General features: G+C 49.5%; 19 protein-coding genes. 13 read left to right on the top strand and 6 right to left on the bottom strand.

Translation table 11 applies throughout. The annotated features are described in order from the left end of the window. Positions 1-191 precede the first annotated feature (191 nt). Positions 192-2,897 (bottom strand): family 14 glycosylhydrolase, encoded by a 2,706-nt coding sequence (locus CBE68_RS07255; protein WP_087505406.1) that lies wholly within the window; start codon positions 2,895-2,897, stop codon positions 192-194. Positions 2,898-3,221: 324 nt separating this feature from the next. Then, positions 3,222-3,539: a c-type cytochrome gene (locus CBE68_RS07250; RefSeq protein WP_087505405.1), complete on the bottom strand. Its 318-nt coding sequence runs from the start codon at positions 3,537-3,539 to the stop codon at positions 3,222-3,224. A 182-nt stretch (positions 3,540-3,721) separates the two neighbouring features. Between CBE68_RS07250 and CBE68_RS07245 the strand changes: the two genes are divergently transcribed. From CBE68_RS07245 to dinB, 3 genes are all read left to right on the top strand, one after another. After that, a complete protein-coding gene (locus CBE68_RS07245; protein WP_158100522.1) occupies positions 3,722-4,114 on the top strand; it encodes a rhodanese-like domain-containing protein in 393 nt (130 codons plus the stop codon). Positions 4,115-4,239: 125 nt separating this feature from the next. Continuing rightward, a complete protein-coding gene (locus tag CBE68_RS07240; RefSeq protein WP_087505403.1) occupies positions 4,240-5,325 on the top strand; it encodes a CNNM domain-containing protein in 1,086 nt (361 codons plus the stop codon). Between the two features lie 53 nt (positions 5,326-5,378). After that, the gene (dinB, locus tag CBE68_RS07235) at positions 5,379-6,449 is read left to right on the top strand and encodes a DNA polymerase IV (RefSeq protein WP_087505402.1); all 1,071 of its coding nucleotides are present in this window, start codon (positions 5,379-5,381) and stop codon (positions 6,447-6,449) included. A gap of 72 nt (positions 6,450-6,521) precedes the next feature. On the opposite strand, the gene CBE68_RS07230 is transcribed toward dinB, so the two are convergent. Both CBE68_RS07230 and CBE68_RS07225 read right to left on the bottom strand, forming a co-directional pair. Continuing rightward, positions 6,522-7,970 carry an aminoacyl-histidine dipeptidase gene (locus CBE68_RS07230; RefSeq protein WP_087505511.1) on the bottom strand — a complete coding sequence of 483 codons (1,449 nt, stop codon included), beginning with the start codon at positions 7,968-7,970 and terminating at the stop codon, positions 6,522-6,524. Positions 7,971-8,129: 159 nt separating this feature from the next. Next, complete coding sequence (locus CBE68_RS07225) at positions 8,130-9,233, bottom strand: bile acid:sodium symporter family protein (RefSeq protein WP_087505510.1); 1,104 nt, start codon at positions 9,231-9,233, stop codon at positions 8,130-8,132. A 303-nt stretch (positions 9,234-9,536) separates the two neighbouring features. On the opposite strand from CBE68_RS07225, the gene CBE68_RS07220 reads away from it, so the two are divergent. The 7 genes from CBE68_RS07220 (at position 9,537) to CBE68_RS07190 (ending at position 17,329) form a co-directional block, all read left to right on the top strand. Beyond that, the gene (locus CBE68_RS07220) at positions 9,537-10,832 is read left to right on the top strand and encodes an NCS2 family permease (protein ID WP_087505509.1); all 1,296 of its coding nucleotides are present in this window, start codon (positions 9,537-9,539) and stop codon (positions 10,830-10,832) included. A gap of 17 nt (positions 10,833-10,849) precedes the next feature. After that, positions 10,850-11,335: a xanthine phosphoribosyltransferase gene (gene gpt, locus CBE68_RS07215; RefSeq protein WP_087505401.1), complete on the top strand. Its 486-nt coding sequence runs from the start codon at positions 10,850-10,852 to the stop codon at positions 11,333-11,335. A gap of 18 nt (positions 11,336-11,353) precedes the next feature. Then, complete coding sequence (locus tag CBE68_RS07210; RefSeq protein WP_143824504.1) at positions 11,354-12,595, top strand: alpha/beta hydrolase; 1,242 nt, start codon at positions 11,354-11,356, stop codon at positions 12,593-12,595. Between the two features lie 166 nt (positions 12,596-12,761). Next, positions 12,762-14,075, top strand: a complete 1,314-nt coding sequence (locus tag CBE68_RS07205) for a sensor domain-containing phosphodiesterase (protein WP_087505399.1) — start codon at positions 12,762-12,764, stop codon at positions 14,073-14,075. Between the two features lie 75 nt (positions 14,076-14,150). Next, positions 14,151-15,269 carry a glutamate 5-kinase gene (gene proB / locus CBE68_RS07200; RefSeq protein WP_087505398.1) on the top strand — a complete coding sequence of 373 codons (1,119 nt, stop codon included), beginning with the start codon at positions 14,151-14,153 and terminating at the stop codon, positions 15,267-15,269. Between the two features lie 21 nt (positions 15,270-15,290). Further along, entirely contained in the window at positions 15,291-16,550 is a 1,260-nt protein-coding gene (locus CBE68_RS07195; RefSeq protein ID WP_087505397.1) for a glutamate-5-semialdehyde dehydrogenase, read from the top strand. Positions 16,551-16,735: 185 nt separating this feature from the next. Further along, positions 16,736-17,329: a TetR/AcrR family transcriptional regulator gene (locus CBE68_RS07190; RefSeq protein WP_087505396.1), complete on the top strand. Its 594-nt coding sequence runs from the start codon at positions 16,736-16,738 to the stop codon at positions 17,327-17,329. A 20-nt stretch (positions 17,330-17,349) separates the two neighbouring features. On the opposite strand, the gene CBE68_RS07185 is transcribed toward CBE68_RS07190, so the two are convergent. Next, a complete protein-coding gene (locus tag CBE68_RS07185) occupies positions 17,350-17,913 on the bottom strand; it encodes a DUF882 domain-containing protein (RefSeq protein ID WP_087505395.1) in 564 nt (187 codons plus the stop codon). Positions 17,914-18,075: 162 nt separating this feature from the next. On the opposite strand from CBE68_RS07185, the gene CBE68_RS07180 reads away from it, so the two are divergent. The 3 genes from CBE68_RS07180 to CBE68_RS07170 all read left to right on the top strand — a co-directional run bounded on the left by CBE68_RS07180 (position 18,076) and on the right by CBE68_RS07170 (position 21,077). Next, complete coding sequence (locus CBE68_RS07180) at positions 18,076-19,047, top strand: aldo/keto reductase (protein WP_087505394.1); 972 nt, start codon at positions 18,076-18,078, stop codon at positions 19,045-19,047. A 196-nt stretch (positions 19,048-19,243) separates the two neighbouring features. Next, positions 19,244-20,614, top strand: coding sequence for an ATP-binding protein (locus CBE68_RS07175; RefSeq protein WP_087505393.1), 1,371 nt, complete (start codon positions 19,244-19,246; stop codon positions 20,612-20,614). Further along, positions 20,601-21,077: a response regulator gene (locus tag CBE68_RS07170; RefSeq protein ID WP_087505392.1), complete on the top strand. Its 477-nt coding sequence runs from the start codon at positions 20,601-20,603 to the stop codon at positions 21,075-21,077. The genes CBE68_RS07175 and CBE68_RS07170 overlap by 14 nt, the downstream gene beginning before the upstream one ends. Before the next feature lie 72 nt (positions 21,078-21,149). Here the strand turns inward: CBE68_RS07170 and CBE68_RS07165 are convergent, their stop codons facing one another. Further along, positions 21,150-23,798: a TonB-dependent receptor gene (locus CBE68_RS07165; protein WP_087505391.1), complete on the bottom strand. Its 2,649-nt coding sequence runs from the start codon at positions 23,796-23,798 to the stop codon at positions 21,150-21,152. Positions 23,799-24,016 lie beyond the last annotated feature (218 nt).

Here is a 24,016-nt window from a genome sequence, read left to right as displayed (position 1 = left end):
ACGTTTTCATTGTTTTCTTTTTAACGTTTCATGGTTGCAGCGAAAGTGCAATCATCAGACCGGCATAGTGAGGTTTAGGTCAATTTTGGAATAAAAAACGAGCATTAAAAAAGCCCGTGATTGTTGTCTATCACGGGCTTTGTAGAAGCTAGAATGAGCTTTGCCGAAGCGTTACAACTACTGCTCCTTGTTTATTGCTCCTTGTTGATTAATTCCTTGAGTTGCTGCATCGGCAGCGGATGATCGTCAAACAGGTTTTGCAGCCGTAGCAAGGTGATGCCACCAAATCCAGGTTGGCGCTCCAAAGCTCGGGCAATCTGCTTCCAACCTTGCTTACCGTACAGTTCACCAGCAAGGGCGTTTTCACCCATTAGGCTGACGCCGACTTCTGCTGCCGCGTCGGCCATCCAATTGACCAGATCTTCTGCCCGTGAATAGCCCTCGTAGTCCTTGTTGATCATCTCCAGACAGGTGAAGTGCATGACCACTCGGTTGCGCAAATTTTTCGGAATTAAGTCTTCCAATAAACGAGCATACTCGCCATGGTTTTGCGGCCCCATATTGGCATGTGGCGCAATCAAGCCTGCGGTGATCTCGGCCGCCCGAGGCATGACTGGATCACTCACTTCCCAATGAATACCCGGCACCTTAATGCCCAGTGGTACATGTAGCATTGGCCCGTCAAAGACATCCGCTGCGCATTTGAGGATCTGACGACCGTGATTTACCAGTGATTGCTGATACCAGTACAGGAACTCGCGGCCAAGCGGGCTGTGCATGTACTGCTTATTGTTGAACAGTTCATCAGGCTCAGGGAAGGCCATTTCGGTGAAGTCTCGCACCTCGGTGCCCAGGGCATAATTGAGCGCCGCTGGCGTACTGTATTTTTGCTCCAAGTATGTGAGCCAATCTTGCTGTGCCAGTCGGCTGTAGCATTGCAAGGTGCCTCGGTTGGGGTAATTACCCCAGTCATGGGCGTTGTAACTTGGGTAGCGCAACTCGCCAGCGGGCCCGAGGCTGATGTTAATCTCGTCAATGAGTTCGGCATGAGCACTGTAGTGCTTGCTAAATGCGGCCATAAATCGACGATAGTAAGGCAACACATATTGGTCGGCCCACAGCGACACATACTCCATTGATGAGTCGCCAGATTCACTCACATATTGCAGGTCGCGAACTGATTCTAACTCTGGATTGGCAACCAGAATTTTACCCCATAACCATAGCGGTATGGTTTGCATGAAGTCATCGTTGACGTTACCGCCCGCCTGGTGGAACGACAAAATAGGCACCCAGTGCATATCATGCGCGGCGAGCACTTCGAGCATACGGTCATAGTAACTCCAGTCGTACACTTCTGGTTGTGGCCCTTCAATCAGTCCCCACCATAAATCAGTCGAAATCGCGCTGACACCAATACGACGCAACTGCTTGATTTGTTGTTCAAATTCGGCCCAGTTTTCTTCTTCTAACAAGAGTTTCTGGTTGGCAACTTTTAAATGCAGTGGCCCCATGACGCGGAATATCTTGCGACTATGTTGAGGGTCCGGTGTGCCGCCGTGTTTAAGGTGGGCCAGTTGCCGCAGTCGGAATGGTCCTGCCGATTGTTTGTCGAGGGCACTATCGAGATCGCGTAACGCCCAGCCTGCCAGCATAGGCTTGTGCAGCACTCGTTGCACCAAGCTATCCCAGGTCGGGTGTTCGGCGAGCGCTTGCACATCTGCGTTTTCAGCAACAATTGGAATGCCCTGTTTTTTGGCATGGCGTAACCAACTGGAAACACGATGGGAATGTTTGGCATGTTCCAGCCCAGTCATGCTGAAGCACAAATCTCGTTTAGTGGTCTGACGGAGCTGCGCCACCAGTGAATCGAAAAAGTCGAAGTCTTGATTCGGCTGCTCAGATAGTTGCAAACCAGCGAATGCTGCGAGCACGCGCTGATTTTGCTCTGTTGCTTGGCTGCCGAAGGTTGTCGGTAGTCGCAATCCTAATGAACAAGACCAGCTTGCTGGTAACAACTGGTCAACTAAGCCAACCGCTGCATCTGCCTGTTGGATCAACGTACCTTGGTACCAATCAAAGAAGTCTTTGGCCGCTTGTGAGAGTTGCAACGGTTCGCTGGCACTCATGTAACCGTAAAGGCCGACGAACTCTTGCTGAACTTGCTTTAACAGCTTGCGGGCTGACAGCTCTGGTTGGCTTTGCCAAGCTTCATACCAAGCTGACTTTGAGCCATAACGCTGACGCATGTGTTGTTCAAAGTCTTTTACTGCCAGTTCGCTAAATACAGGCAGTTGCACCGGCTTACCATGACGTTTGAGCAGTGGATGGCGAAGCTCCCCTTCCGGGCCCGCACCGATCTGGATATGAGGAATATGGGCAGCAAAATCATCAAAGAAGGAGACGAAACCCGATAGCCATTGCTGCACGTAGGGCAGATAGAGCGCTTTCGCCCACGGACTTGGCGCTGCCATGCTATCGCGGCCAGAGTTATCAACATACTTCAAGCTGTCTTGTGGCCATTGTTGCTGATGCTGCTGCGAAATATGTCCCCAGAACCAGTCAGGCATGAGCTGTTGTTGACGCACGTCACTGAGTCCACATGTGGCTAAGTTGAATTCCGGAATGATGTTCAGGCCTGTTGAGCGCAACAATTCGAATAATGTGCGATAGCCCTGCCAAGACTTCTCCTGCTGAGCATTATCGGGATGAAACGGTGCAATAATACGCCAACTGATAGGCACGATAATGCCATCAACGCCAAGTTTGCGCGCTTGGGAAAACTTCTGAGTCAGGCTTTTTTGAAGCGATAAATCTGAAGCCAATGCATACATCAAACGATGCAAATCGGCAGGGGCATACAACCAAACTGCCAGTGGATAAAGAGACTGCGTCATTTTCCATTCCTTGTTAGCGAACAGCGCTTATTCAAGCCTCGCAGCTGCCGCTTTATTATCTGACTATCAGCACTAGGAGCCTATGCTAGCGCCAATATTCGAAATTTGTTTACCGCAGCGCAATCGCACTGCTTTACCTAGCTTGCAACAAGATTAGTCGAATCTAACTGTTTGGAGCAAAAACACTGGTATGAAAAATCAGTGTCAGTTCAATCGCTTTGCGTTAGAACAAGTTTCAGTGAATGGAAGCTGTGCCACACTATTGGCACCACCAAAAAGGCGAGCATTGCGCTCGCCTTCGGTTGTTCTTAGAGCGGATGCTTACTACTTCAATGACGCAAAGTAGGCTGATACGTTAGCAATATCTTCATCAGATAGGTTGGCCACCATGCCTTTCATAATCCCCGCCATCGGGCCAGTGCGCTGTCCATCTTTGTAGGCTTTGATTGAAGAGACCAAGTAGGTTTCTTTTTGCCCGCCCAAATTTGGGTAAATATCCATATTGCCTTCACCTGTCGCTGGGTTGTGGCACGCCATACAAACGGTTTCGGCAATGGTTTTACCCTTTGCAACATCGCCAGCAGTTGCCGGCAACACGAAAACCAAGGCCGATAAAGCCAGGCCGATTGAAATCTTTTTCATGGTTTCTCCTATAAATATCTCGCGGCTTTTCTTGTTACTTTGTGTTGCAAAAAAGCTAACACAATCAATTGTTGTTTTCGGTATATTTGGTGCTTGAGGAATTATACGAAGTATTTCAGCAAAGGCGCAGACAACCTTCAAAATTTTTGTTTGCGGACATGCTGTTATCAGGAGATGCACTGATGTTAAAACGTTTTTCTTACTTTGGTCGACTGAACGCCACTGTCGTGACGCTGCTTTGGCTCGGCACAGCAACGGCGCAAACCATAGCAACGAAAGATCCGGCTGTTGCTTGGCAGCAGGTGACTGAGGGCGCGGTGCTGATTGATGTTCGTACCAGCGAAGAGTTTCAGCAAGGACATTTAGCTGGAGCCATCAATATTCCCTATGAGCTGATTGTCGCAGGTGCTAAGCATCATCAATTGGGCCCCGACACCAGTATCGTCGTATATTGTCGTAGCGGCCGACGCAGCGGTATTGCTGAGCAACAGCTCGAGCAAGCGGGGTTTAGCAAGGTATACAACGGCGGTGGCTTTATTGGGCTGCTCGAGTCTGAGCACAACCCCCATAAGTAGCAGCAACAGGCATCGAAGTTGCTGCGAAAGATCGCGAACTAATATCTTGCTGTGATAGTCTCAGCTATTATATCGGTCCATTTTTTACTTTCTGCTTTGCTACTGTGGAGGCAAGCAACTAGCTAATGACACTACTGATCGTATTTGTCCTTTTGGCCATTCTGGTCTCGTTTCTATGTTCCGTATTTGAAGCGGTTTTACTTAGCCTGAGCGCTCCTTTCATTGCTTTGAAAGAGAAGCAAGGCGCCCGCAGCGGACAAATTCTGCGGCGCTTAAAAGACAACATTAACGCGCCACTCGCAGCGATTTTGACCCTCAATACCATTGCTCACACCATAGGTGCAGCTGGCGCCGGAGCGCAAGCTGCGGAAGTGTTTGGTAGTGCCTCACTGGGTATATTCTCGGCTGTGTTAACGTTCTTGATCTTGGTTTTTTCTGAAATTATTCCGAAAACCCTGGGCGCGCAGTATTGGCAGAAGCTCGCTGGCGTTACTGCTTACAGCTTGCACTACATGATTATTTTGCTGTATCCCTTCATCAAGATGTCGGATGCCATCACTGGCCTAATGAGCAGTCATAAACCGCAACAAGGCCTGAGCCGAAGTGAATTCGCGGTCATGGCTGAAGTGAGTGAGCAAGAAGGGCACATTGCCTCTGATGAAGCCAAGATCCTGTTAAATTTGCTGCAATTTAAAGAAACTAAAGTGCGCGATGTGATGACGCCGCGGGTAGTGGTGTTTTCGGCCGATGAGTCGCAAACCATTGATGAATTTCTACAGCAACAAGACAAAAAACAGTTTTCCCGTATTCCTGTTTATCTTGACGATAAAGAGCATGTTACTGGTTTTGTCATGCGGATGGACTTGCTGGAGGCGAAAGCCAATGATGAAGGGCACCGCACGCTTGCCGAGTTTCGGCGCGACATTAAAGCTGTGATCGAAACGACCACCTTAGCCTACGCGTTTGATTTGTGTATTCAGGAACGTAGCCATATTTTGCTGGTGATTGATGAGTACGGTCAAACCGAGGGCATTGTCACCCAAGAGGACATGGTTGAAACCTTATTTGGTTTGGAGATCATGGATGAAAGTGATCGCAGTGCCGATCTCCAGGTAGTGGCAAAACGCTGGTGGCAACGGCGCTCGCTGAAACTGGAACGCAACCAGCCAGAGGCCAACCCAAGTCAAAACAAGAGCCGTTTTTCTCGTTAACTCGGTGCTGATACTGTTGGCTTAAACCACTGTTTAAGTATACAGTATTAGCCATGAGTACCGAGTTGCAACGAAAAATTATTCACATCGATATGGACTGCTTCTTTGCTGCGGTAGAGATGCGAGAGCAGCCAGCGTTGCGTAATTTGCCCATTGCTGTTGGTGGCGCTTCGGATCGGCGAGGCGTCATTGCCACTTGTAACTATATTGCCCGTCGCTATGGGGTACGTTCGGCCATGGCGACTTCTCAGGCCCTGAGACTTTGTCCAGATCTAAAAGTCGTGCCGGGCCGCATGAGCCTCTACAAAGAAGTTTCAAAGCAAGTTCACAGCATTTTTCAGCGCTACACCAAGCACATCGAACCACTATCTCTAGACGAAGCTTATCTTGATGTCTCCGGCAATCGCTTGCTGCGTGGTAGCGCCAGTTTACTGGCGGAACAAATTCGCGCTGAGATTTATCAACACACCGGTTTGACTGCATCGGCAGGCGTGGCTCCCAATAAATTTCTCGCTAAAGTCGCCAGTGATCTAAATAAACCCAATGGTCAGTTTGTTATCGCGCCACAGCAAGTGGACGATTTTGTTCGCCAGATGCCGCTAGAAAAAATACCCGGCGTGGGTAAGGCCACGTTGGAGCGTTTACACCGCCTCAATTTGCGAACTGCTGCTGATATACAAGCCGTTGCCCTTGAATCACTCATCAAACAATTCGGTAAATTCGGCGTATCGCTTTATGAGCGCTGTCATGGCCGCGATGAACGACCGGTGATGACAGAGCGAACTCGCAAATCGGTGGGGGTTGAGACTACTCTGGCTGAAGATTTAACCTCAGAAACCGCTTGTCAGGAAGTCGTTGATCAGTTGCTGCCTGACCTATTGCGCCGTATCGACAATGCCGATGTGGCACATCGTATTGATCGTTGTGGCATCAAGCTGAAGTTTGCTGACTTTCGCCAGACGACAGTTGAGCACAAGCAATCGGCAGTGAGCCGAGACTTCTTAATGGATTTGCTGGCTGAGGCTTATCAGCGTGGCCAAGGCATGGGAATTCGACTAGTCGGTATTTCAGTTGGCTTGCGGTCTACCGCCCAAGCGCAGCTGGCTTTACCCTTTGATGGCTAGTCCAGCGGCTAGCTCGGAGGAGGGGGAGCACTCACTTCCGCCTTGAATCTTGGCAGAAGTGAGTCACGTGGATTATTTCGCTGGGATAGATTTGAGGATTTCGGTCAGTAGCGTCCAGTAGTTACCCACACTACTGATTTGCACTTTCTCATCAGGTGAATGCGGGAACTTAATCGTTGGGCCGATAGAGACCATATCCATATCTGGGTAAGCATTTTTGAACAAACCGCATTCTAAGCCAGCATGGATCACCATGATTTTAGGCTCATCACTAAAGTTTGCCCGGTAAACCTTGTCGACTAGCGCCATTACTGGCGACTCTGGATTTGGTGCCCAGCCAGGGTAACAGCCGCTCATCTCCACCGTCGCACCGGCAAGTTGCCAGCAGCTGGCGATGGCTTGCTCAGTGTGTAAGCGAGCACTATCGATTAATGAGCGAATCAAACACAGCACATTGATATGGTCATCTGCGGTGGTGACGACGCCTAAGTTGCTCGAAGTTTCGGTGACGCCATCGATCTGTTGACTCATCGCCATGACACCATTAACCGTTGCTACCATGGCTTGCACAAAGGTTTGCTGGCTGGCGTTAGTGAGTACTTGCTGCTGGTTGTCAGAGGCCTCAACAGTGAGTGTTAGATTAGGCTCTGAAACGGACAACTCATTGCGATAGCAAGATTGCAAAATCGCCACTTGCTCAGCCAATACGGCTAAGTCGGCGCAACGGATGACAGCTTTGGCATCACGAGGAATCGCGTTGCGCAGCGAACCGCCATCAAACGAGACTAACTCGATAGCTTGTTGATGCTGTAATTGCAGTAGGGTGCGTGCTAACAGTTTGTTGGCATTGCCTCGACCTAGATGGATATCAACACCGGAATGTCCACCCCGTAGACCGCCGATAGTGATGGTGGCGGCAACCGGCAACTTCGCTGCTTGGCGCTCAATCGCTAGCTTGATGTTGGCATCAATACCGCCCGCGCAGCCCATGTAGATTTCACCTTCTTGTTCGGAGTCGGTGTTGATTAAAATGCTGCCGCTAAGCAGGCCAGCTTCGAGGCCAAAGGCGCCGGTCATACCCGCTTCTTCATCAATTGTTAGCAGCACTTCAATCGGGCCATGGGCCAAGTCGTCAGACGCTAATACCGCCAGGCATGAAGCCATGCCAATGCCGTTGTCCGATCCCAAGGTGGTGTCATTTGCTTTCAACCAGTCGCCATCAATGATGGTTTCAATTGGATCGATTTCAAAGTTGTGACGGCTGGTGACGCCTTTTTGCGGCACCATATCAATGTGGGCTTGCAGTACAGTGGTTTGTAAGTGCTCACATCCGGCAGAAGGTGGTTTGCGAATAATGACGTTGCCGACGGTATCACGTTGCCAGTCGAGTTGTTGCTCGGTGGCCCACTGACAAATCCAAGTGGCCAGTGCTTCCTCATGTTTTGACGGATGCGGAATGCTGCAGATGGTTTGAAAGAACTGCCACAGCGGTGCTGGTTGTAATGATGATAAATCGGCCAATGGATGCTCCTGAAGCTTCGGTAGTTTGATCATTATAATAGCGACGTAGTTTATGGATCCTTTTAGCTGCCGCCAATGCATACGCTATACATCGGCGGCTAGATCCTGTCATCTATTGTGGACAGTAGGGGCGTTTTACCGAGCGTTAGGAAATCGAATTTATTGCTTGACCGATGACTGATCGGTTCGTTCATTGGATTTACGCCACCAAGCGGCTAGGCCCGAACCGGATATATTCATAAACGGTCCGAACACTGCTGGAGCCAAGCCCATAGTGGCTACTTTATCCATCGTCAGTGCTAACCCTGATGCCAGCCCCGAGTTCTGCATTCCCACTTCAAAGGAAATTGTCCGAGCTGATTTCTCATCTAAACCTGCTACTTTGGCCAGTCCATAGCCAAGCAAATAGCCGCTGACATTGTGAATGATGACGACCACCACCAAGGTCGCACCGATGGTGAGCAAGGCGTCTCTGCCTGCTGCAGTGATTACGGTGATAATGAGTGCAATGCCGGCCATCGAGACAAAAGGCATCACTTTATTGATCAGCTTAATGTTGCTCTTGAAGAAGTGATTGACTAATACCCCAGCGATGATGGGCAATATCACCATCTTCATGATACTTAGCAACATAGCAATTGGGTCAATGGCGACAAATTGATCGGCTAACAAATCCATCAACAACGGCGTCATCAGCGGCGCGAGTAGCGTTGCAACTGCAGTCAGAGTTAATGATAACGCTAGATTTGCACCCGAAATAAAGGCCATTACATTGGAAGCTAGACCGCTCGGTGAGCAACCAACCAAGACTATACCAGCAGCAATTTCGGGTGGTAAATCTGACAACAAAGCCAGGCTTACGCCAATAATCGGCATCAATGAAAACTGACAGATTAAGCCGATGAATACCGCTTTTGGTGCTTTCACTACCTCGGAAAAATCGCGCCAACTCATCGAGCAACCCATGCCGAACATAATGATCATCAGTAAAGGCACAATCAGTTGCTTAAGGTTGAAGTCGCCAATATGGGTGAAGTGTTGTGGAAAGAACATGGCCGCGCTAACGGCGGCAAAGATAAATACCGTAAAGCTAATGCTACTGAGGTGCTTTGTTTGCTGCAGGCCCAATGCCAGCAGCAACAATGCGACCGTAATCAATAATCCAGCGAACACCAAGTTGGCATTGAAGGCTAAACAGCTAAATCCTGCAATTAGCCCCACGAAGCTACTGTATAAAAATGGCTTGCAAAGTGATTGAGTCATTGGGTTCATCCAAACGAATAGTTATTAATCCAACAAGTCCGCCTGTCACACGCGGCCGGCTAGAATACCCGTTGGACCATTCATAGGTCGCTCGAAATGCAGGATTCTGACCAATATTCGTGAATTACCAAGGATTTGTTGGTCAACCGGCTACACTGATCTGAGTCCCGCTGCAAACTATTCGCTACTGATGCAAATCAAAACAATGGCGAGCGGGGATTGGCAATTTTTTTCAGGTCGTTATCCTTAGCGCCTTTCAATCACTTGCAAGCAATGCGAAAAGGATTTCAACAGGATCACAACATGTTAGAAAAACTGTTCCAACTGAAAGCGCATGGTACCGACGTGCGCACTGAAGTCATTGCCGGTATCACCACATACCTGACAATGGCCTACATTATTTTTGTTAACCCGAATATCCTTTCTGCCGCTGGCATGGATCAAGGTGCGGTGTTTGTTGCCACCTGTTTGGCTGCAGCGATCGGCTGTTTGATCATGGGCTTGTATGCAAATTACCCCATCGCGCAAGCGCCGGGTATGGGCTTGAATGCCTTCTTCACCTACGGCGTGGTGTTGGGCATGGGATACACCTGGCAGGTCGCACTGGGTGCGGTGTTCTTATCGGGTATCTGCTTTATTTTGCTGAGCGTGTTCAAGGTCAGAGAGTGGATTATTGATGCCATCCCACAGCCGTTGCGTATTGGTATTGGTGCAGGTATCGGCCTGTTCTTGGGCTTCATCGCGCTGCAAAGTGCTGGCATCGTTGTTAACCACGACGCGACTTTGGTCGGTTTGGGGGATATCACATCACCATCGGTGCTGTTGGCAGTCCTCGGCTTCTTCATGATTGTTGGCCTAGAATATCGCCGTGTTAAAGGCGGTGTGATGATCGCTATCTTATTCGTTACGCTGCTTTCAGTGTTGTTAGGTTTGCAGCCATACGGCGGTATCTTCTCGTTGCCTCCTGATCCATCGCCAACCTTCATGCAACTGGATATTGCCGGTGCCTTTGATGTCGCTATGATCAGCGTGATCTTCGCGTTTTTGTTTGTCGATTTGTTCGATACTGCGGGTACCTTAATGGCTGTTGCTCAGCGTGGTAATTTGTTAGATGACAAAGGTAACTTACCTCGTCTGCGCAAGGCCTTGTTAGCTGACTCTACAGCGACTGTTGCAGGTTCGGTATTAGGTACTTCCAGCACCACCTCATACATTGAAAGTGGCGCTGGTGTGGCTGAAGGTGGTCGTACTGGTTTGACTGCTGTTGTGGTCGGTGGCTTGTTCTTATTGTCACTATTCTTTGCGCCGTTGGCGGGTATGGTGCCAGCTTATGCAACGGCGGGTGCGTTGTTCTACGTTGCCGTACTGATGCTATCTGGCCTCACTAAAGTCAGTTGGGATGATATTTCAGAGGCAGCACCAGCCGCCGTTGTTGCGATTATGATGCCGCTCACTTATTCCATTGCTAATGGCATCGCGCTGGGTTTTGTTAGCTATGCTGTTATCAAATTATTCAGCGGTCGGGCCAAAGATGTGTCCATTGCAGTATGGATTCTGGCCGCGTTGTTCGTTCTTAAAATGATTGTATTCGGTCACTGATCGTAGAGGAATCCACTATGGGATTTGCTAGTAGCAAACAATTTTTTGTGTCGTGGGAAGAATTGCATCGCGCCACTCGTGAATTGGCTCGGCGTCAACTGCCAGCCTCCCAATGGAAGGGGATTATTGCCGTCAGTCGAGGCGGCCTGGTGCCATCAAGCATTCTGGCGCGGGAACTTAATCTGCGCTTGGTTCAGACAGTGTGTATCACTAGTTACGTTCACAATGAGCAGCAAAAACAACTCAAAGTGCTCAGTGCTGCTGAAGGTGACGGTGAAGGAATGCTGGTCGTTGATGACTTGGTCGACACGGGTAACACGGCGAAGAAAATTCGTGAGATGTATCCGAAAGCGAAGTTCATTACTGTCTATGCTAAACCACAAGGGCGCGATTTGGTTGACGAATATGTCGCCGATGTCGCTCAAGACACTTGGATTGAGCTGCCTTGGGACATGCAACTGAACTACAGCGACCCATTGTGTAAAAGCGATAAGATCGACTAACAAAACGGAGTTTGTATCGTGACTTGGCAACCGGATATGAAAGATGATGGCTCAGGTGCTGTCAAAGGCATGCAACGTAAGCAGGCCTCGGAAACATCCTCGGTTGCCAATAGTCAAGCCGGACAACGTCCTGTTCAGTCCGGCTGGTATCGCCGTATGCAGGTGTTCAAGTGGGCTTGGCAAGGACTTGACCCACTGCTTTTGCAGGAAGTACAAGCGCGCATTGCTGTCTCTACTAATAAACGCACCCATGAAGACCTCATCGACACCGTCATCGGTTATCGACCGGGCAACTGGAACTATGAATGGTCGCAAGAGGGAGCGTTGAGAATGCACGACGGCAAAGCGGCAAGCGCAGCCGGTGAGCGCGACGTCGCCCGTAAACACTTCCTCCAATCCTGCTTGTTTTACACCATCGCTGGTTATCCTCACTTACGCGGTGACGTGTTGGCAGAGGATGCGCACGTGCTGGCCAATCAAGCCTACCGATATGCTGGTCAGCTGATGAATGATCCGCTGCAGATCATTAAAGTGCCGTATCAAGGCCATGAACTGCAGTGCTATTTGCATCTTCCTAAAACCGACGAGCCGGTACCGCTGGTGATTATGGCTGGTGGCGGCGATGCCCTGCAGTCAGACTATTTTCGGGTATTCAGGGACTATCTTGGACCGCTTGGTATCGCTGTGCTTGGCGTCGATATGCCAGGGGTTGGTTATGCCGAACACTGGAAACTTGACCAAGATACCTGTGCTCTGCATTTGCAAGTACTTCATCACATTCAAGACAATCCGTGGATTAATCGCCATAAAATCGCCATGATGGGGATGAGAGCCGGTGGCCATGCAGCGGTCAGAGCGGCATATCTAGAGCCCGATCTGCTCGCGGGTGTCGTTGCCATTGGTTCGCCGGTTCACGAAGCCATGGTGGACAAGCAACTGGCATCACGGGTTCCACAAATGTTGCTCGACCAATGGGCCTCTCGCCTCGGGCTAGATGCTGCTTATCCTGAACTAATGATGGCGACTGTGGCCAATTTTTCTTTGCGCCGTCAAGGCTTGCTTGGCTCGCGACGGACCTCGGTCCCTATGCTGGCGATAGCCCACCCCAATGACGAATATGGCACCATGACTGATGCCCAATTAATTGCTTCAAGCTCGGTCCAAGGTGAACTTGTTCGCCTGAAAAGACCAACCTTTGCCTCATCCATCGATACAGCGTTCGTAACTGCCGCGAAATGGCTGGCAAAGCGCCTTCTGTAGCTTTTATCAGCCTTTTTCTTGGCTGCATATTTATTTGAAATCCCCCACAAACTGATTGAGTTTATTCTGTTTTATTCACTCAAAAGGGTTTTTTATTTGTTAGCAATGTGTAAAAGTGTGGTCACTTACTTGCGCAATCTAACAAATGTGCTAAGCGAATTGCCGCATGGATTTAGTAAAGAATTTAAAGTTACGTAGCGCTGGTGTCTCTGCTTCAGGACCACAAGGGGGAGCCCCTCAGGTGGATGCGCTGGCGCGTCGCAATGTCGAGTTATTGGCCTCACGACTCTCTCAAGTAGATGGTCGCTGGTTTGCCTCGTTCAAAGATCTGTCCCTTTTTTCCTTGCTGCAGCCTATTGTTAGTTACTCCCATCAAAGCACCGTTGGCGTTGAAGCATTGCTTCGTGGTGAGGATGTTCACGGTGTAACTGTGATGCCAGCGCAATTGTTTACTGAAACCGCTTCCTCTGATCTTGAACTAACCCTCCTTGAGAGACTCTCTCGGTTACTGCACATTGCGTCATTTCAGCCCGTTGCGGAGCAAGTGGGTTGGCTGTTCATCAACTTATCACCGCAGCTCATCTCACAACCGGATGATGCAGCCGATCTGGCCGCAGCTTTGGCATGGGCGGGGGTCCATCCAGGACGCGTAGTGATCGAACTGACTGAGCAGGCCAGTTATGATCCTCAAGGGTTGGTTGATGCCGTTGGCCGCTACCGAGCGCTGGGCTGTAAGGTGGCTATTGATGATTTTGGTGCCGGACATTCTAACTTTGAGCGAATTTGGACCTTGTTGCCTGACATCGTCAAGCTTGATCGCAACATGGTGCTTCGCGCCGCAAGTGAAACTACAATCCAGCAAATGTTGCCGGGTCTGGTAAATTTAGTACATCAAAGCGGTGCTCTGGTACTGGCAGAGGGGATTGAAACGGTTGATCAAGCGATGTTGATCTCCAATGCCGGCGTCGATATGGGGCAGGGTTATTTGTTTGGCTATCCGCGCCAGGAACTGCCCAATCAAGAAGATCTTAGGTTGCAAATGTCGAATCTGTCGGTGCAATCGCAGCGTGCTTGGCGCCGTGATTGTGAACGTCGTCGACGATTGTTTGATAACTTTCAGCACCACATTCAGCAAACCGTGCTTGGTGTTCGAAATGGTCAGACCTTAGAACGCTCAGCGCGCTCGTTATTACGCTTAAGTTCGGTACGACGTTGCTTCATTTTGAATGAACAGGGTCGTCAGATCGGTGTCGTTAACAGCAATAAAGTGGCTCGATCACAATCGCCGTTAGCCCAAACCAGTAGCAGCGACTGGGGCCGCCGAGGGTATTTCCGCAAAGCCATGGAAGCGCAAGACCGAATGCACATCTCGTCCCCGTATTTGTCCATTTCAGATGGTTCAATGTGCCAAACGCTGTCTATCTATTTTCGCAGCGGTAGTGGCGCACGGGTTTTGTGCTGTGATATCGACCCCGATTAATACTTGCCTGAAAAACCGCCATCCCCTATTCTGGCTGGCCCAAAATTAATCTAACGGCCCTTTAAAATTCCAGCAATGACTAACTCTGCAAGCAAATATCGTCGTATTGTCGTCAAACTTGGCACTAGTGTACTGACTGGTGGCAGTACTCGACTCGATAAAGCCCACATGGTTGAGCTGGTTCGGCAGTTGGCGTCATTGCATCGACAAGGGTGTGACATCATTGTTTGCACGTCTGGTGCGATAGCCGCAGGCAGAGAACACCTTGGGTTTCCGGATTTACCCGCCACCGTTGCTAGCAAACAGTTGTTGGCTGCAGTCGGCCAAAGTCAGCTGATTCGAGTATGGGAGCAATTGTTTCAGCTGTACGGTATTCACGTCGGCCAAATGTTGCTAACCCGCGCAGATGTCGAAGACAGAGAACGTTTTCTCAACGCCAGAGATACCGTCAATGCGCTGCTGGAACAACGCATCGTGCCGCTAGTCAACGAAAATGACGCCGTTGCGACGCAAGAAATCAAAGTCGGTGATAACGACAACTTATCTGCGCTAGTGTCGGTGTTGGCAGAAGCTGATTTGTTGATGTTATTGACCGATCAGCCGGGTTTGTTTAACGCCGATCCGCGCTCAAATCCCGATGCCCAACTGATTGATGAAGTGCAGCATATTGATGACACGCTGCGCCAAATTGCCGGTGGTAGTGTCACTGGCCTGGGTACGGGCGGCATGGCAACAAAGCTGCAAGCGGCCGATGTGGCTCGTCATGGCGGTGTCGATGTGGTGATAGCAGCCGGTCATCAGCCCGAAGTTATTACTCAATTATGGCAAGGCCAACGAGTTGGTACCCGTTTCCCTGCAACCACCAACTTATCAGCTAGTCGCAAACGTTGGATTCTGGCAGGGCCAGCACCAGATGGCGATGTGGTGGTTGATTCCGGAGCTGTTAAAGCATTGCGGCAGCGGGGTAGTAGCTTATTGCCGAAAGGTATTTTGCGGGTGGATGGCCAGTTTGTTCGTGGCGATACGGTACGAGTATTGACCGAAGACGGCGTCATTGTTGCTCGCGGTATTAGCCGCTATAGCGCTGCTGATTTAGACAAAATTAAGCGTCAGCACTCAGAGCAGATTGCTGAACTACTGGGCTACGAATACGGCACTGTAGCCATACATCGTGATGAATTAATTGTTGTATAGCACTGAATTGATGGAACCAAGATGACTGATTTAAATGCAATGGGACTGGCTGCCAGAAAAGCCAGTTATCAATTAGCGGGCTTGTCGAGTAATGCCAAAAATGGCGCATTGCTGTGCCTTGCAGACTTATTGGAACAGCAAAGTGAAACCATCCTGGCGGCCAATAGCAAAGATATTGAACAGGGCAAAAGCAATGGCTTGACCGACGCCTTGCTGGACCGCTTGCTACTGACTGAAGAACGTTTGGCGGCGATCGCGGCAGATGTCAGAATGGTTGCTCACTTAGCGGATCCGGTTGGTGAAGAATTTGATGCGAAGGTACTGGAAAATGGCTTGCGCTTGCGTAAACGCCGTGTGCCTGTCGGAGTTTTAGGAGTCATCTACGAAGCTCGCCCCAACGTCACCATTGATGTCGCCGCATTGAGTCTGAAGACCGGCAATGCGTGTATCTTGCGCGGTGGCAAAGAAACCACTCACTCGAACAAAGCACTGACTGCCATTATCCAGCAAGCGCTGGAACAACATGGTATTGATGGCAATGCCATTCAATCGATTAACGATCCTGATCGGGCGCTAGTGGCGCAGTTGCTGAAACTGGATCGCTACGTCGATATGATTATCCCTCGTGGCGGCAAAGGGTTACACCAGCTGTGTATCGAGCAGTCAACCATTCCGGTGATCACCGGTGGTATTGGTATTTGCCACATTTTCGTCGATGAGTCAGCACAACAAGCCGCTGCTGTTGACATTATTGAAAATGCCAAGGTTCAGCGCCCAAGTGTTTGTAATGCCCTGGACACCTTGTTGGTTCACCAAGCGATTGCCGACCAGCTCCTACCAAAAGTGGCCGATCGATTGGCTGCAAGTGGTGTTGAGTTAAGACTTGATGAGGCGAGCTCGGCAATTCTGGCTAACCACTCCATCGCCCAAGCCCCTGCTGGTGGCGATGATTTCGACCAAGAATGGCTATCGCTGGTGCTATCTGTTCGGGTTGTCGATGATTTAGATGTAGCCGTTGATCATATCCGAGAGCACTCAACCCAGCATTCAGATGCGATTTTGACCGAGTCACTTGCCAGTGCCAACGCTTTCGTTGGGGCAGTGAACTCTGCTGCTGTTTACGTCAATGCCTCAACTCGTTTCACTGACGGCTCGCAATTCGGTTTAGGCGCTGAAGTGGCTGTTTCGACCCAGAAGCTGCATGCGCGAGGCCCAATGGGTTTGACTGAGCTGACGACCTATAAATGGATTGGTGAAGGTAACTATCTGAGCCGCAGCTAGAGATCCATACCGAGGTTTGTTTTGAAAGCCGCATGTTCATGCGGCTTTTTTATGGCGCAAGTTTATTGCTTGGGGAAAAAACGGTACGGTTCTATTCTGTAAACATATGTAAATAATTCCTATTTGCCTTGAGTCTGTGTTGCTCAATTGTTAACGTTATCGGCCTTGACCTTTGAGGAGGCGCTATGGCGCGGCCAAAAACCTTTGATTCAGAAGAAAAATTGACAGTTGCAATGAATCTTTTTTGGCGACAAGGGTTCAAAGCGACGTCTTTGGATGATCTGGAATCACACCTTCAACTAAAACGTTACAGTATCTACAACGCCTTCGGCGAAAAGCGTCAGCTTTACCGGCAGGCTGTGGAGCTTTACATCCGCACCATGTTTGAACCTGCGATCAAGCCATTGCTTGAAAGTGATGATATTGGTGCTATCGAAACTTTCTTTGCCGACACCATGAATTACTTGGCCGAGCAACCCGATCGCTTGAGCTGTTTTGTGTTTGAGGCATCGCGAGAAGTTTCTCCTGAATACGAAGATGTTGCGGCGCTCACTGCACGAGCCAATAAGCAATTGAAACAAAGCTTTATCAGCGTATTGCAACGCTCGGTGGACAAAGGCCAGGCGCAGTCATCCCTCGCTGTTTGGCAAGCGGCTGACTTTTTGGTGACTTTTTATCGTGGCGTAGTTGGCAGCAATTGTGTCGAGCCAGATTCACAATGGATGGCTTCGGTGTTGTCGCAGTTGCGGCAAGTGCTCAATTCTTGGCGTGCCAGCTAGGACACGCCAAATTTGGATAGCTAACCCCAGCTTCTGACTGGGCCCGAGTCGAGGTGGATAAAACCGCTTTTGGGGTAGTAGCCGACGCCACCGGCTTTCATACTGATAGCCGCCTTTCTAACGTTTGCTATCGCCACGCCGGGAAAAGCAACATCGATTGCCTGACCTTTCATGTGGTAACTTTTTTTGGCTACGCCTCGGCCTTCTTGGCGCAGCTTTTCATTGGTTTTTGGCGAGCGATAGCCGCCAATGATTTCCATCGGCTTAGCGAAACCCAACTGACTGTTGAGCAAGTAAAGCTGATCTAAAACCGAACGGTCCATCGCGAGTGTTTCATTGGTGCGAAAGTCTCGTAATAAGTGACTAATTTCAGCAACTCCCTCGTCTAAGTAATGGCCGTTTTCAAAATAAACCAGCGTCGCTGATTCACCAGTGTGGATATGAGTTAATGCCAATTGGCGGCAATTGTTGGATGCCTTGGTGGTGGCAGCCAAAGCAACTGCTGGCGCACCAAACCCTGCAACGAAGGCCATGCCGCTGGCCGCGGTGACAAAATGACGTCTCGATAACTTAGTGTTTTTCATGCCGGCTACCTGTGATTCTATAACAACAACAGCAAACCACTTTGGTTTGGCTTGAGATTTAATTGGACAGCGACCGGTCGATGAAGTTCATCGCAGCCGGATTGGGTATATACTTATCCCGGCTCGATCAGAGTCCAACACTAATTACCACAAGAGATTCAAATGATAAGGCTACCTTTAGACAAATATTTTCCGGATGTCAGCCGGCTTTCCTATGGCTGTATGGGCCTTGGCGGCGAGTGGCATGGCGAAGATATTAACGACAATGATGTGAGGCTAGCACATCAAGTTGTCGATACCTTGCTCGACGTTGGCATTAACCATATTGACCATGCTGATATCTACCGTACAGGCAAGGCTGAAAAAGTATTTGGGCGAGTTTTGGCTGAGCGTCCAGAGCTTCGGGAAAAACTGATTCTGCAATCCAAATGCGGCATTCGCTTTGGTGACGAGCAAGGACCTAACCGCTACGACTTTTCCGAGCAATGGATTATCCAGAGCGTTGATAACATTCTACAGCGGCTTCAAACCGAGTATCTCGATACGCTCATGTTGCATCGTCCTGACCCGTTGATGGCAACTGAGGAAGTGGTTCGGGCGTTTGAACAGCTGTCCAGTCAAGGCAAGGTGCGTTACTTCGGTGTATCTAACATGAGTGGTCAGCAGATGGAGTTTTTACAACGCCACCTGCCAGAGCCGTTGATTGCCAATCAACTTGAAATGAGCCTAACTAACTTGGGTTGGGTTGAGGATGGTATTTTGGTTGCCAACCCCGAGGGGAGCAATATCAATTTCCCATCAGGCACCATCGAATATTGCCAAACCCACGGCATTCAATTGCAAGCGTGGGGCAGTATGTCACAGGGCTTGTTTTCTGGCCGAAACTTAGATGGTCAACCGGATCATATTCATCAAACCGCGGCCAAGGTGGCGCACTATGCAGGTCTTTATCAGGTCAGTCGCGAAGCCATTGTGCTGGCTTTTCTGACTCGTCATCCTGCTCAGATTCAGCCTGTGATTGGTACTGTAAACTCCGATCGGATTCGCGCATGTGCGGATGTTGAACGTGTCACTCTGAGCCGAGAGCATTGGTATGATTTGTTGTTCGCCGCTCGCGGTAAGCATGTGCCCTAACGTTTGACTAGGTTAGGTGATGTTGAGGGGCCAACGATATCGTTGGCCTTTTTCGTGATCGTGACAGAATTCCATTGCTTTGCCAGTAATTCTATTTCGACAAATTGATCCATCACAGGGTGATTACCCAAGACTCTACTAGAGTTGACATAATTGCCGATGGTTTGTGCTTAATAAATGTTTAGGATACAAATAGATGTTCGATTCTGAGCTGGTCGATAGCCCAGCATACCAGCGTATTAAGCAAGTTTATTTCGGTAGGCTGGAGCGCCATTTTACCCTAAAGAAAGGCAAAACCTTGCTCGAGCAAGGCGAGTTCAACGACAAGCTGTATTTGATTCTTGAGGGAACCATTGTCGGTTTTCAGAGTATTGACGGTGAACCCGTGGAGATTTTTCGCTCTGGACCTGACATGTTTATTGGTTTGCAAAGCTTCTTTGGGCGCAGCCATCGGAGCTACTCTAAAGTGGTTGCCGAAACTGAGTGTTCAATGGCCTACATTGAGCTATCTACGCCGGCGGAAGACGAATACCAATATGGTTCATTGATTGAACAATTTAACCCGGTGATCGTCAATGCTCTGATCACCCGGCAATTAAGATCTAGCCATGCTGCGCTTGAACGGCAACGAACCCAGAAACGCTTGCTACAAGCCGAGAAAATGTCGACCTTAGGTCAGCTGTCGGCTGGTTTGGCGCATGAGTTGAATAACTCGATTGGCGTTTTGGCTCGCAAAAGTGAGTACATTAGCGAGTTTATTGAAGATATCTTAAAGGAACGCGAACCGAAGAAGTTTGCCTTTTTTAAGAATGGTCTCGACGAAGGCCAACGTCTCAATAGTTTGGAGGTGCGCCAACGCACCAGAGAATTTGCCCGCAAGCTCAACATCAACAAAGAAACTGCCAAGCTGTTGGCCAAAATGGCCTCGTCGATGGATGATGCCAGCGTGCTGGATCAAAACGTCATTAAGAATTTGGAAGAGGTTGCTCAATTTTGGCAATTGGGCGTTGATTTTCACGACATGCAGGTGGCTGCCAAGCATGCGACCGGCATTGTTAAGTCAGTTAAAATTCTCGGCGGCGGTAGCTTTGAACGCGGCGAAGGAGTGTGCGTGATTGACTCCATCGAACAAGCGTTATCACTGCTGAAAAGTAATCTTCGAGCGGTGCAACTCGATACCCAACTGAGGGAGTTACCGGCCATTTACGGTAATCTCACCGAGCTGATTCAAATCTGGGTCAATATTATCAAAAACGCTTGCGATGCCATGGAGCAAGCGGCGACTTCTTCTCCCTCAATTCGGGTGAGCACGCGGGTGCTTAAAGATGCAGTGAAAATCAAAATCTCCGACACCGGCCCAGGGATCCCTGAAGAGCTCCAGGACAAGATTTTTCAACCCAACTTCACGACTAAAAAGAATGGCTTACAATTCGGTCTGGGGTTGGGGCTATCAATTGTAATGCGACTGGTGGATAGCTATAACGGTCGAATAGTGCTGAACAGTGTTCCCGGGAAAACCACCTTCTCGGTCACTCTACCGATAAGAGAGCGCGATGGAAAAGATTAATATCATATGCGTTGATGACCAACGGGAAGTGCTCGATGCCGTGGTGCGGGATCTACAGCCGTTAGAGCAATGGTTCAATATTGAAGAGTGTGAATCGGCAGATGAATGCTTGAGTTTAATGGAAGAACTCGATGAAGAGGGCAGCAGTATCGGCTTGGTGATTTCAGACCATGTCATGCCCGGCCGAAGCGGTGTCGATATGCTAACCGAAATTGCTTCTGACAGCCGTTATCGTTTCACCCGCAAAATATTGCTGACCGGTTTGGCGAGTCATCAAGATACCATTGATGCCATCAACGACGCCGGGGTCGATCGTTACTTTGAAAAAACTTGGAATCCCGATGAGCTGATTGCCGCCTGCAAGAGCTTGCTCACGCAATTTGTGCTGGACAGCGGTATGGATTATCAGACCATGCTCGGCGCGTTAGATGTTCAGGTCTTGTACCAAAGTGGTCGAGTCTGATTAAGGACCAAAACCAGAAACAAAAAAGCCAGCCACTGCGGTGGCTGGCAACATACTCAATTGCTTGGGTATTTAGAACCGTGCGGTGAGTTTGGCGTGGTAGTAACGGCCCATCACATCATAAATTTCTGGCACTGTGTTGGCATCGCTGTACGAATACAAGTACGGCGGTTTCTTGTCGAACACGTTGTCAATACCTGCAGAAACAGACCAAGTATCGTTGATATGGTAGCGGCCCGAAGCATCATGGTACGACACTGAACCGACTTCTTTCGTTAAGCCATAGGCTTCTTGGTAGTAATCGTCTGTCATGCCACTGATGTAACGATAGCGCCAAGATGCATCCCAATCATCGCTGCCAACTTTCAAGGTCAGATTGTTCTTCCATTCAGCCCAACCACCGTTTAGACCACTGATCTTACCTGTATAGTCAATGCCGTCTTGCTTGTATTCCAACAAATGGCTGGAATCAAGAGTGGTGCTCCAATCTAAGCCAAGACCTTCAAAGGCGTAGGTCATGTTCAAATCGAATCCAGACGTTTCCATTTTACCAACGTTAGTCAGCGGCGATTCCATGTAGTCGATTTCACCCGAAAAGCTTGAGCGTTCTACGCCTAACACATCACACGCTGACGCATTGCCGCCGTAGCAGCTGTTTAGGTAAGACTGGGTATCGATACGGCTGATGGCATCGGTCACTTCCGTTTGGAAGTAGTCCAATGTCGCCGAGAAACCGTCTAGGAATTCAGGGCTATAAACCACACCCAAGGTGTAAGTGTCGGCTTCTTCTGGTCCTAGATCTTCAGACGTGATCCAAGTGTTCTCGATCTGAGAATCGTTGTAAACATAATCAGTGTTGCCGATTTCTGCGTCACAGTTCTGATAAGTGGCAGAATCTGGATTCAAGCTACCATAGCCGCTACATGGATCGGCCAGATAATCAAATGAGCCAACTTTACCACCATACAATTCATCAACGGTTGGCGCCCGGAATGCGGTTGAGGCAACACCGCGGAACATCAACTCTGGATTCACTCGCCAAGTCAAACCAACTTTCCAAGTCATGTCCGAACCGAAGGTGCTGTAGTCAAAGTAACGTGCCGCGACTTCCGCAGTTAGCTCTTCGACGAAGGGTTTGTCTGCCAGTAGTGGGATCGCAAACTCAGTATAGACTTGAGTGGTATCGTAGTGACCTGAGGTTGGATCTTGTTGTGAGGCACTGCCATCGCCTGCGACCGTGACGGCATCGGGTTGATACCAACCTTTCTCACGACGATATTCAATGCCCGAAGCAAAGCCTACGGTGCCGGCTGGCATTTCCCAAGCTTCGCCAGAAACATTGAAGTTAACAACGTTCATTTCGTTACCACCGCTGGCTTGATCGGTGTAGCTAATGTAATCCACAACGTCCTGCGACAATTCACCTTCAGGCACGAACCAATCGCCACATGGGATATCCGGATCGTTTTCGCATACTGATGGATCAACGGTCTCACCAACTTTTTTCAAGTTGACGTAATTGCTGCGTTTGTCAGTGGAATCATTACGGCCGTAGATGTAAGACAAGTCCCAATCCAATCCGCCGGCAAAATCAACGTAGCCCTGTAAGCCCGCAACAATACGGATGGTGTCGGTGGTTTGGTTGTATTCGCGGTTGCCGACTTCGGTCATCCGGCGGCGATATTCAACGTCGGTACCAAATGGATTACCCGGCGCATCGGCGCCGATGATCAAGCCATCAATTGGCTCTGGTGCCATTTGCTGATTGGACGTGCGCTTGGTGTACATGCTTTCCATGAACATCGACAAGTCTGAGTTTATTTCATAGGTGCCGTTGGCAAATAGCGAGATACGCTCTTGCGGTGTATACAGGTACGACTCTTCGGCGTAGTTGTAGTACTCATACTGATCGACCCATTCACCGTTCTCATCCAGCTGTTTCCATCCGGTGCCATCATTAACAGTGCCGCCGGGAATGCGTGAACTGCCGCTTTGACAAACGCCATTGTCATCAAAGTCGTTATCCGGACATTTCGAAAAGTTTCGATCACCTTGCATGGCTTCGCCACGGTCAACATAGCTGAGGCCGAACATAAAATTGCCTTTATCGCTGCTACCGCCGGTGATCAAACTCACTTCACCGGTGTTGGCATCGCCGTCGCCTGAACCGGCATAGCCCACGGAGAATTCTGCACCTTCAAAATCTTTCTTGGTAATGATGTTCACGACGCCGGCGATGGCATCAGAGCCATATACCGCGGATGCACCGTCTTTTAGAATTTCGATCCGCTCGATGGATGCTACAGGGATGGTATTGAGATCTACCGATGAGTCAGCGCCAATGCCGGAGTTGACCATACGGCGGCCATTGACCAGAACCAAAGTGCGCTGCTCTCCCAAGCCGCGGAGGTTAATGCGGGCAGCACCATTGCCGCCATTGTTACTTGCAGCACCAGTCGCCATACCGTTGGAAGCGGGGTTTTGCTGCAGGATTTGATCAACTGATGTGAAGCTGCCGATTTCGATATCTTCGGCACTAATGATGCTGACTGGGCTGGCAGTCTCCATGTCAGTGCGTTTGATTCGTGATCCAGTGATCGAAATGCGTTCAAGGTCATCGGCTTGCGCTTCGTCGGCATAAGCTTCTGGCGTTATGGTTGCGACGCTGAACGCGCTGAGTACTGCTAACGCGAGTGGTGATAGCTTTGCATAATTATTCATTTTCTGCGTAATCCCAAAGGTTATTTCAAAAGTTGGCGCAATCTATTGCTGCGTTGGGCTTGAATATCCTTCAAGGGTGCTGTTAAAAGCAATTGAGGTGAATTTTTATGAATATTTTATTCTTGTTAACGCGTTGTTTATTCATCTACTTTGGGCTGTTCACAAACAGCTGATTGCACTGTTGGCGATGAAATTGGTAGCGAGAAGTTTGGCCACTA

Source organism: Neiella marina (assembly GCF_002165625.1).
GTDB lineage: Bacteria > Pseudomonadota > Gammaproteobacteria > Enterobacterales > Neiellaceae > Neiella > Neiella marina.
The sequence above is the reverse complement of the archived record's forward strand: the minus strand, read 5'-3'. Positions and strand labels throughout refer to the sequence as shown.

Excerpts from the sequence above, each read along its gene's own strand:
- CBE68_RS07170 (WP_087505392.1), top strand. The coding sequence starts at position 20,601 with ATGGAAAAGATTAATATCATATGCGTTGATGACCAACGGGAAGTGCTC.
- CBE68_RS07225 (WP_087505510.1), bottom strand. The coding sequence starts at position 9,233 with ATGACTCAATCACTTTGCAAGCCATTTTTATACAGTAGCTTCGTGGGG.
- CBE68_RS07245 (WP_158100522.1), top strand. The coding sequence starts at position 3,722 with ATGTTAAAACGTTTTTCTTACTTTGGTCGACTGAACGCCACTGTCGTG.
- CBE68_RS07240 (WP_087505403.1), top strand. The coding sequence starts at position 4,240 with ATGACACTACTGATCGTATTTGTCCTTTTGGCCATTCTGGTCTCGTTT.
- CBE68_RS07195 (WP_087505397.1), top strand. The coding sequence starts at position 15,291 with ATGACTGATTTAAATGCAATGGGACTGGCTGCCAGAAAAGCCAGTTAT.
- CBE68_RS07185 (WP_087505395.1), bottom strand. The coding sequence starts at position 17,913 with ATGAAAAACACTAAGTTATCGAGACGTCATTTTGTCACCGCGGCCAGC.
- CBE68_RS07190 (WP_087505396.1), top strand. The coding sequence starts at position 16,736 with ATGGCGCGGCCAAAAACCTTTGATTCAGAAGAAAAATTGACAGTTGCA.
- CBE68_RS07255 (WP_087505406.1), bottom strand. The coding sequence starts at position 2,897 with ATGACGCAGTCTCTTTATCCACTGGCAGTTTGGTTGTATGCCCCTGCC.
- CBE68_RS07180 (WP_087505394.1), top strand. The coding sequence starts at position 18,076 with ATGATAAGGCTACCTTTAGACAAATATTTTCCGGATGTCAGCCGGCTT.
- CBE68_RS07220 (WP_087505509.1), top strand. The coding sequence starts at position 9,537 with ATGTTAGAAAAACTGTTCCAACTGAAAGCGCATGGTACCGACGTGCGC.
- CBE68_RS07165 (WP_087505391.1), bottom strand. The coding sequence starts at position 23,798 with ATGAATAATTATGCAAAGCTATCACCACTCGCGTTAGCAGTACTCAGC.
- gpt (WP_087505401.1), top strand. The coding sequence starts at position 10,850 with ATGGGATTTGCTAGTAGCAAACAATTTTTTGTGTCGTGGGAAGAATTG.
- CBE68_RS07250 (WP_087505405.1), bottom strand. The coding sequence starts at position 3,539 with ATGAAAAAGATTTCAATCGGCCTGGCTTTATCGGCCTTGGTTTTCGTG.
- proB (WP_087505398.1), top strand. The coding sequence starts at position 14,151 with ATGACTAACTCTGCAAGCAAATATCGTCGTATTGTCGTCAAACTTGGC.
- CBE68_RS07205 (WP_087505399.1), top strand. The coding sequence starts at position 12,762 with ATGGATTTAGTAAAGAATTTAAAGTTACGTAGCGCTGGTGTCTCTGCT.
- dinB (WP_087505402.1), top strand. The coding sequence starts at position 5,379 with ATGAGTACCGAGTTGCAACGAAAAATTATTCACATCGATATGGACTGC.
- CBE68_RS07175 (WP_087505393.1), top strand. The coding sequence starts at position 19,244 with ATGTTCGATTCTGAGCTGGTCGATAGCCCAGCATACCAGCGTATTAAG.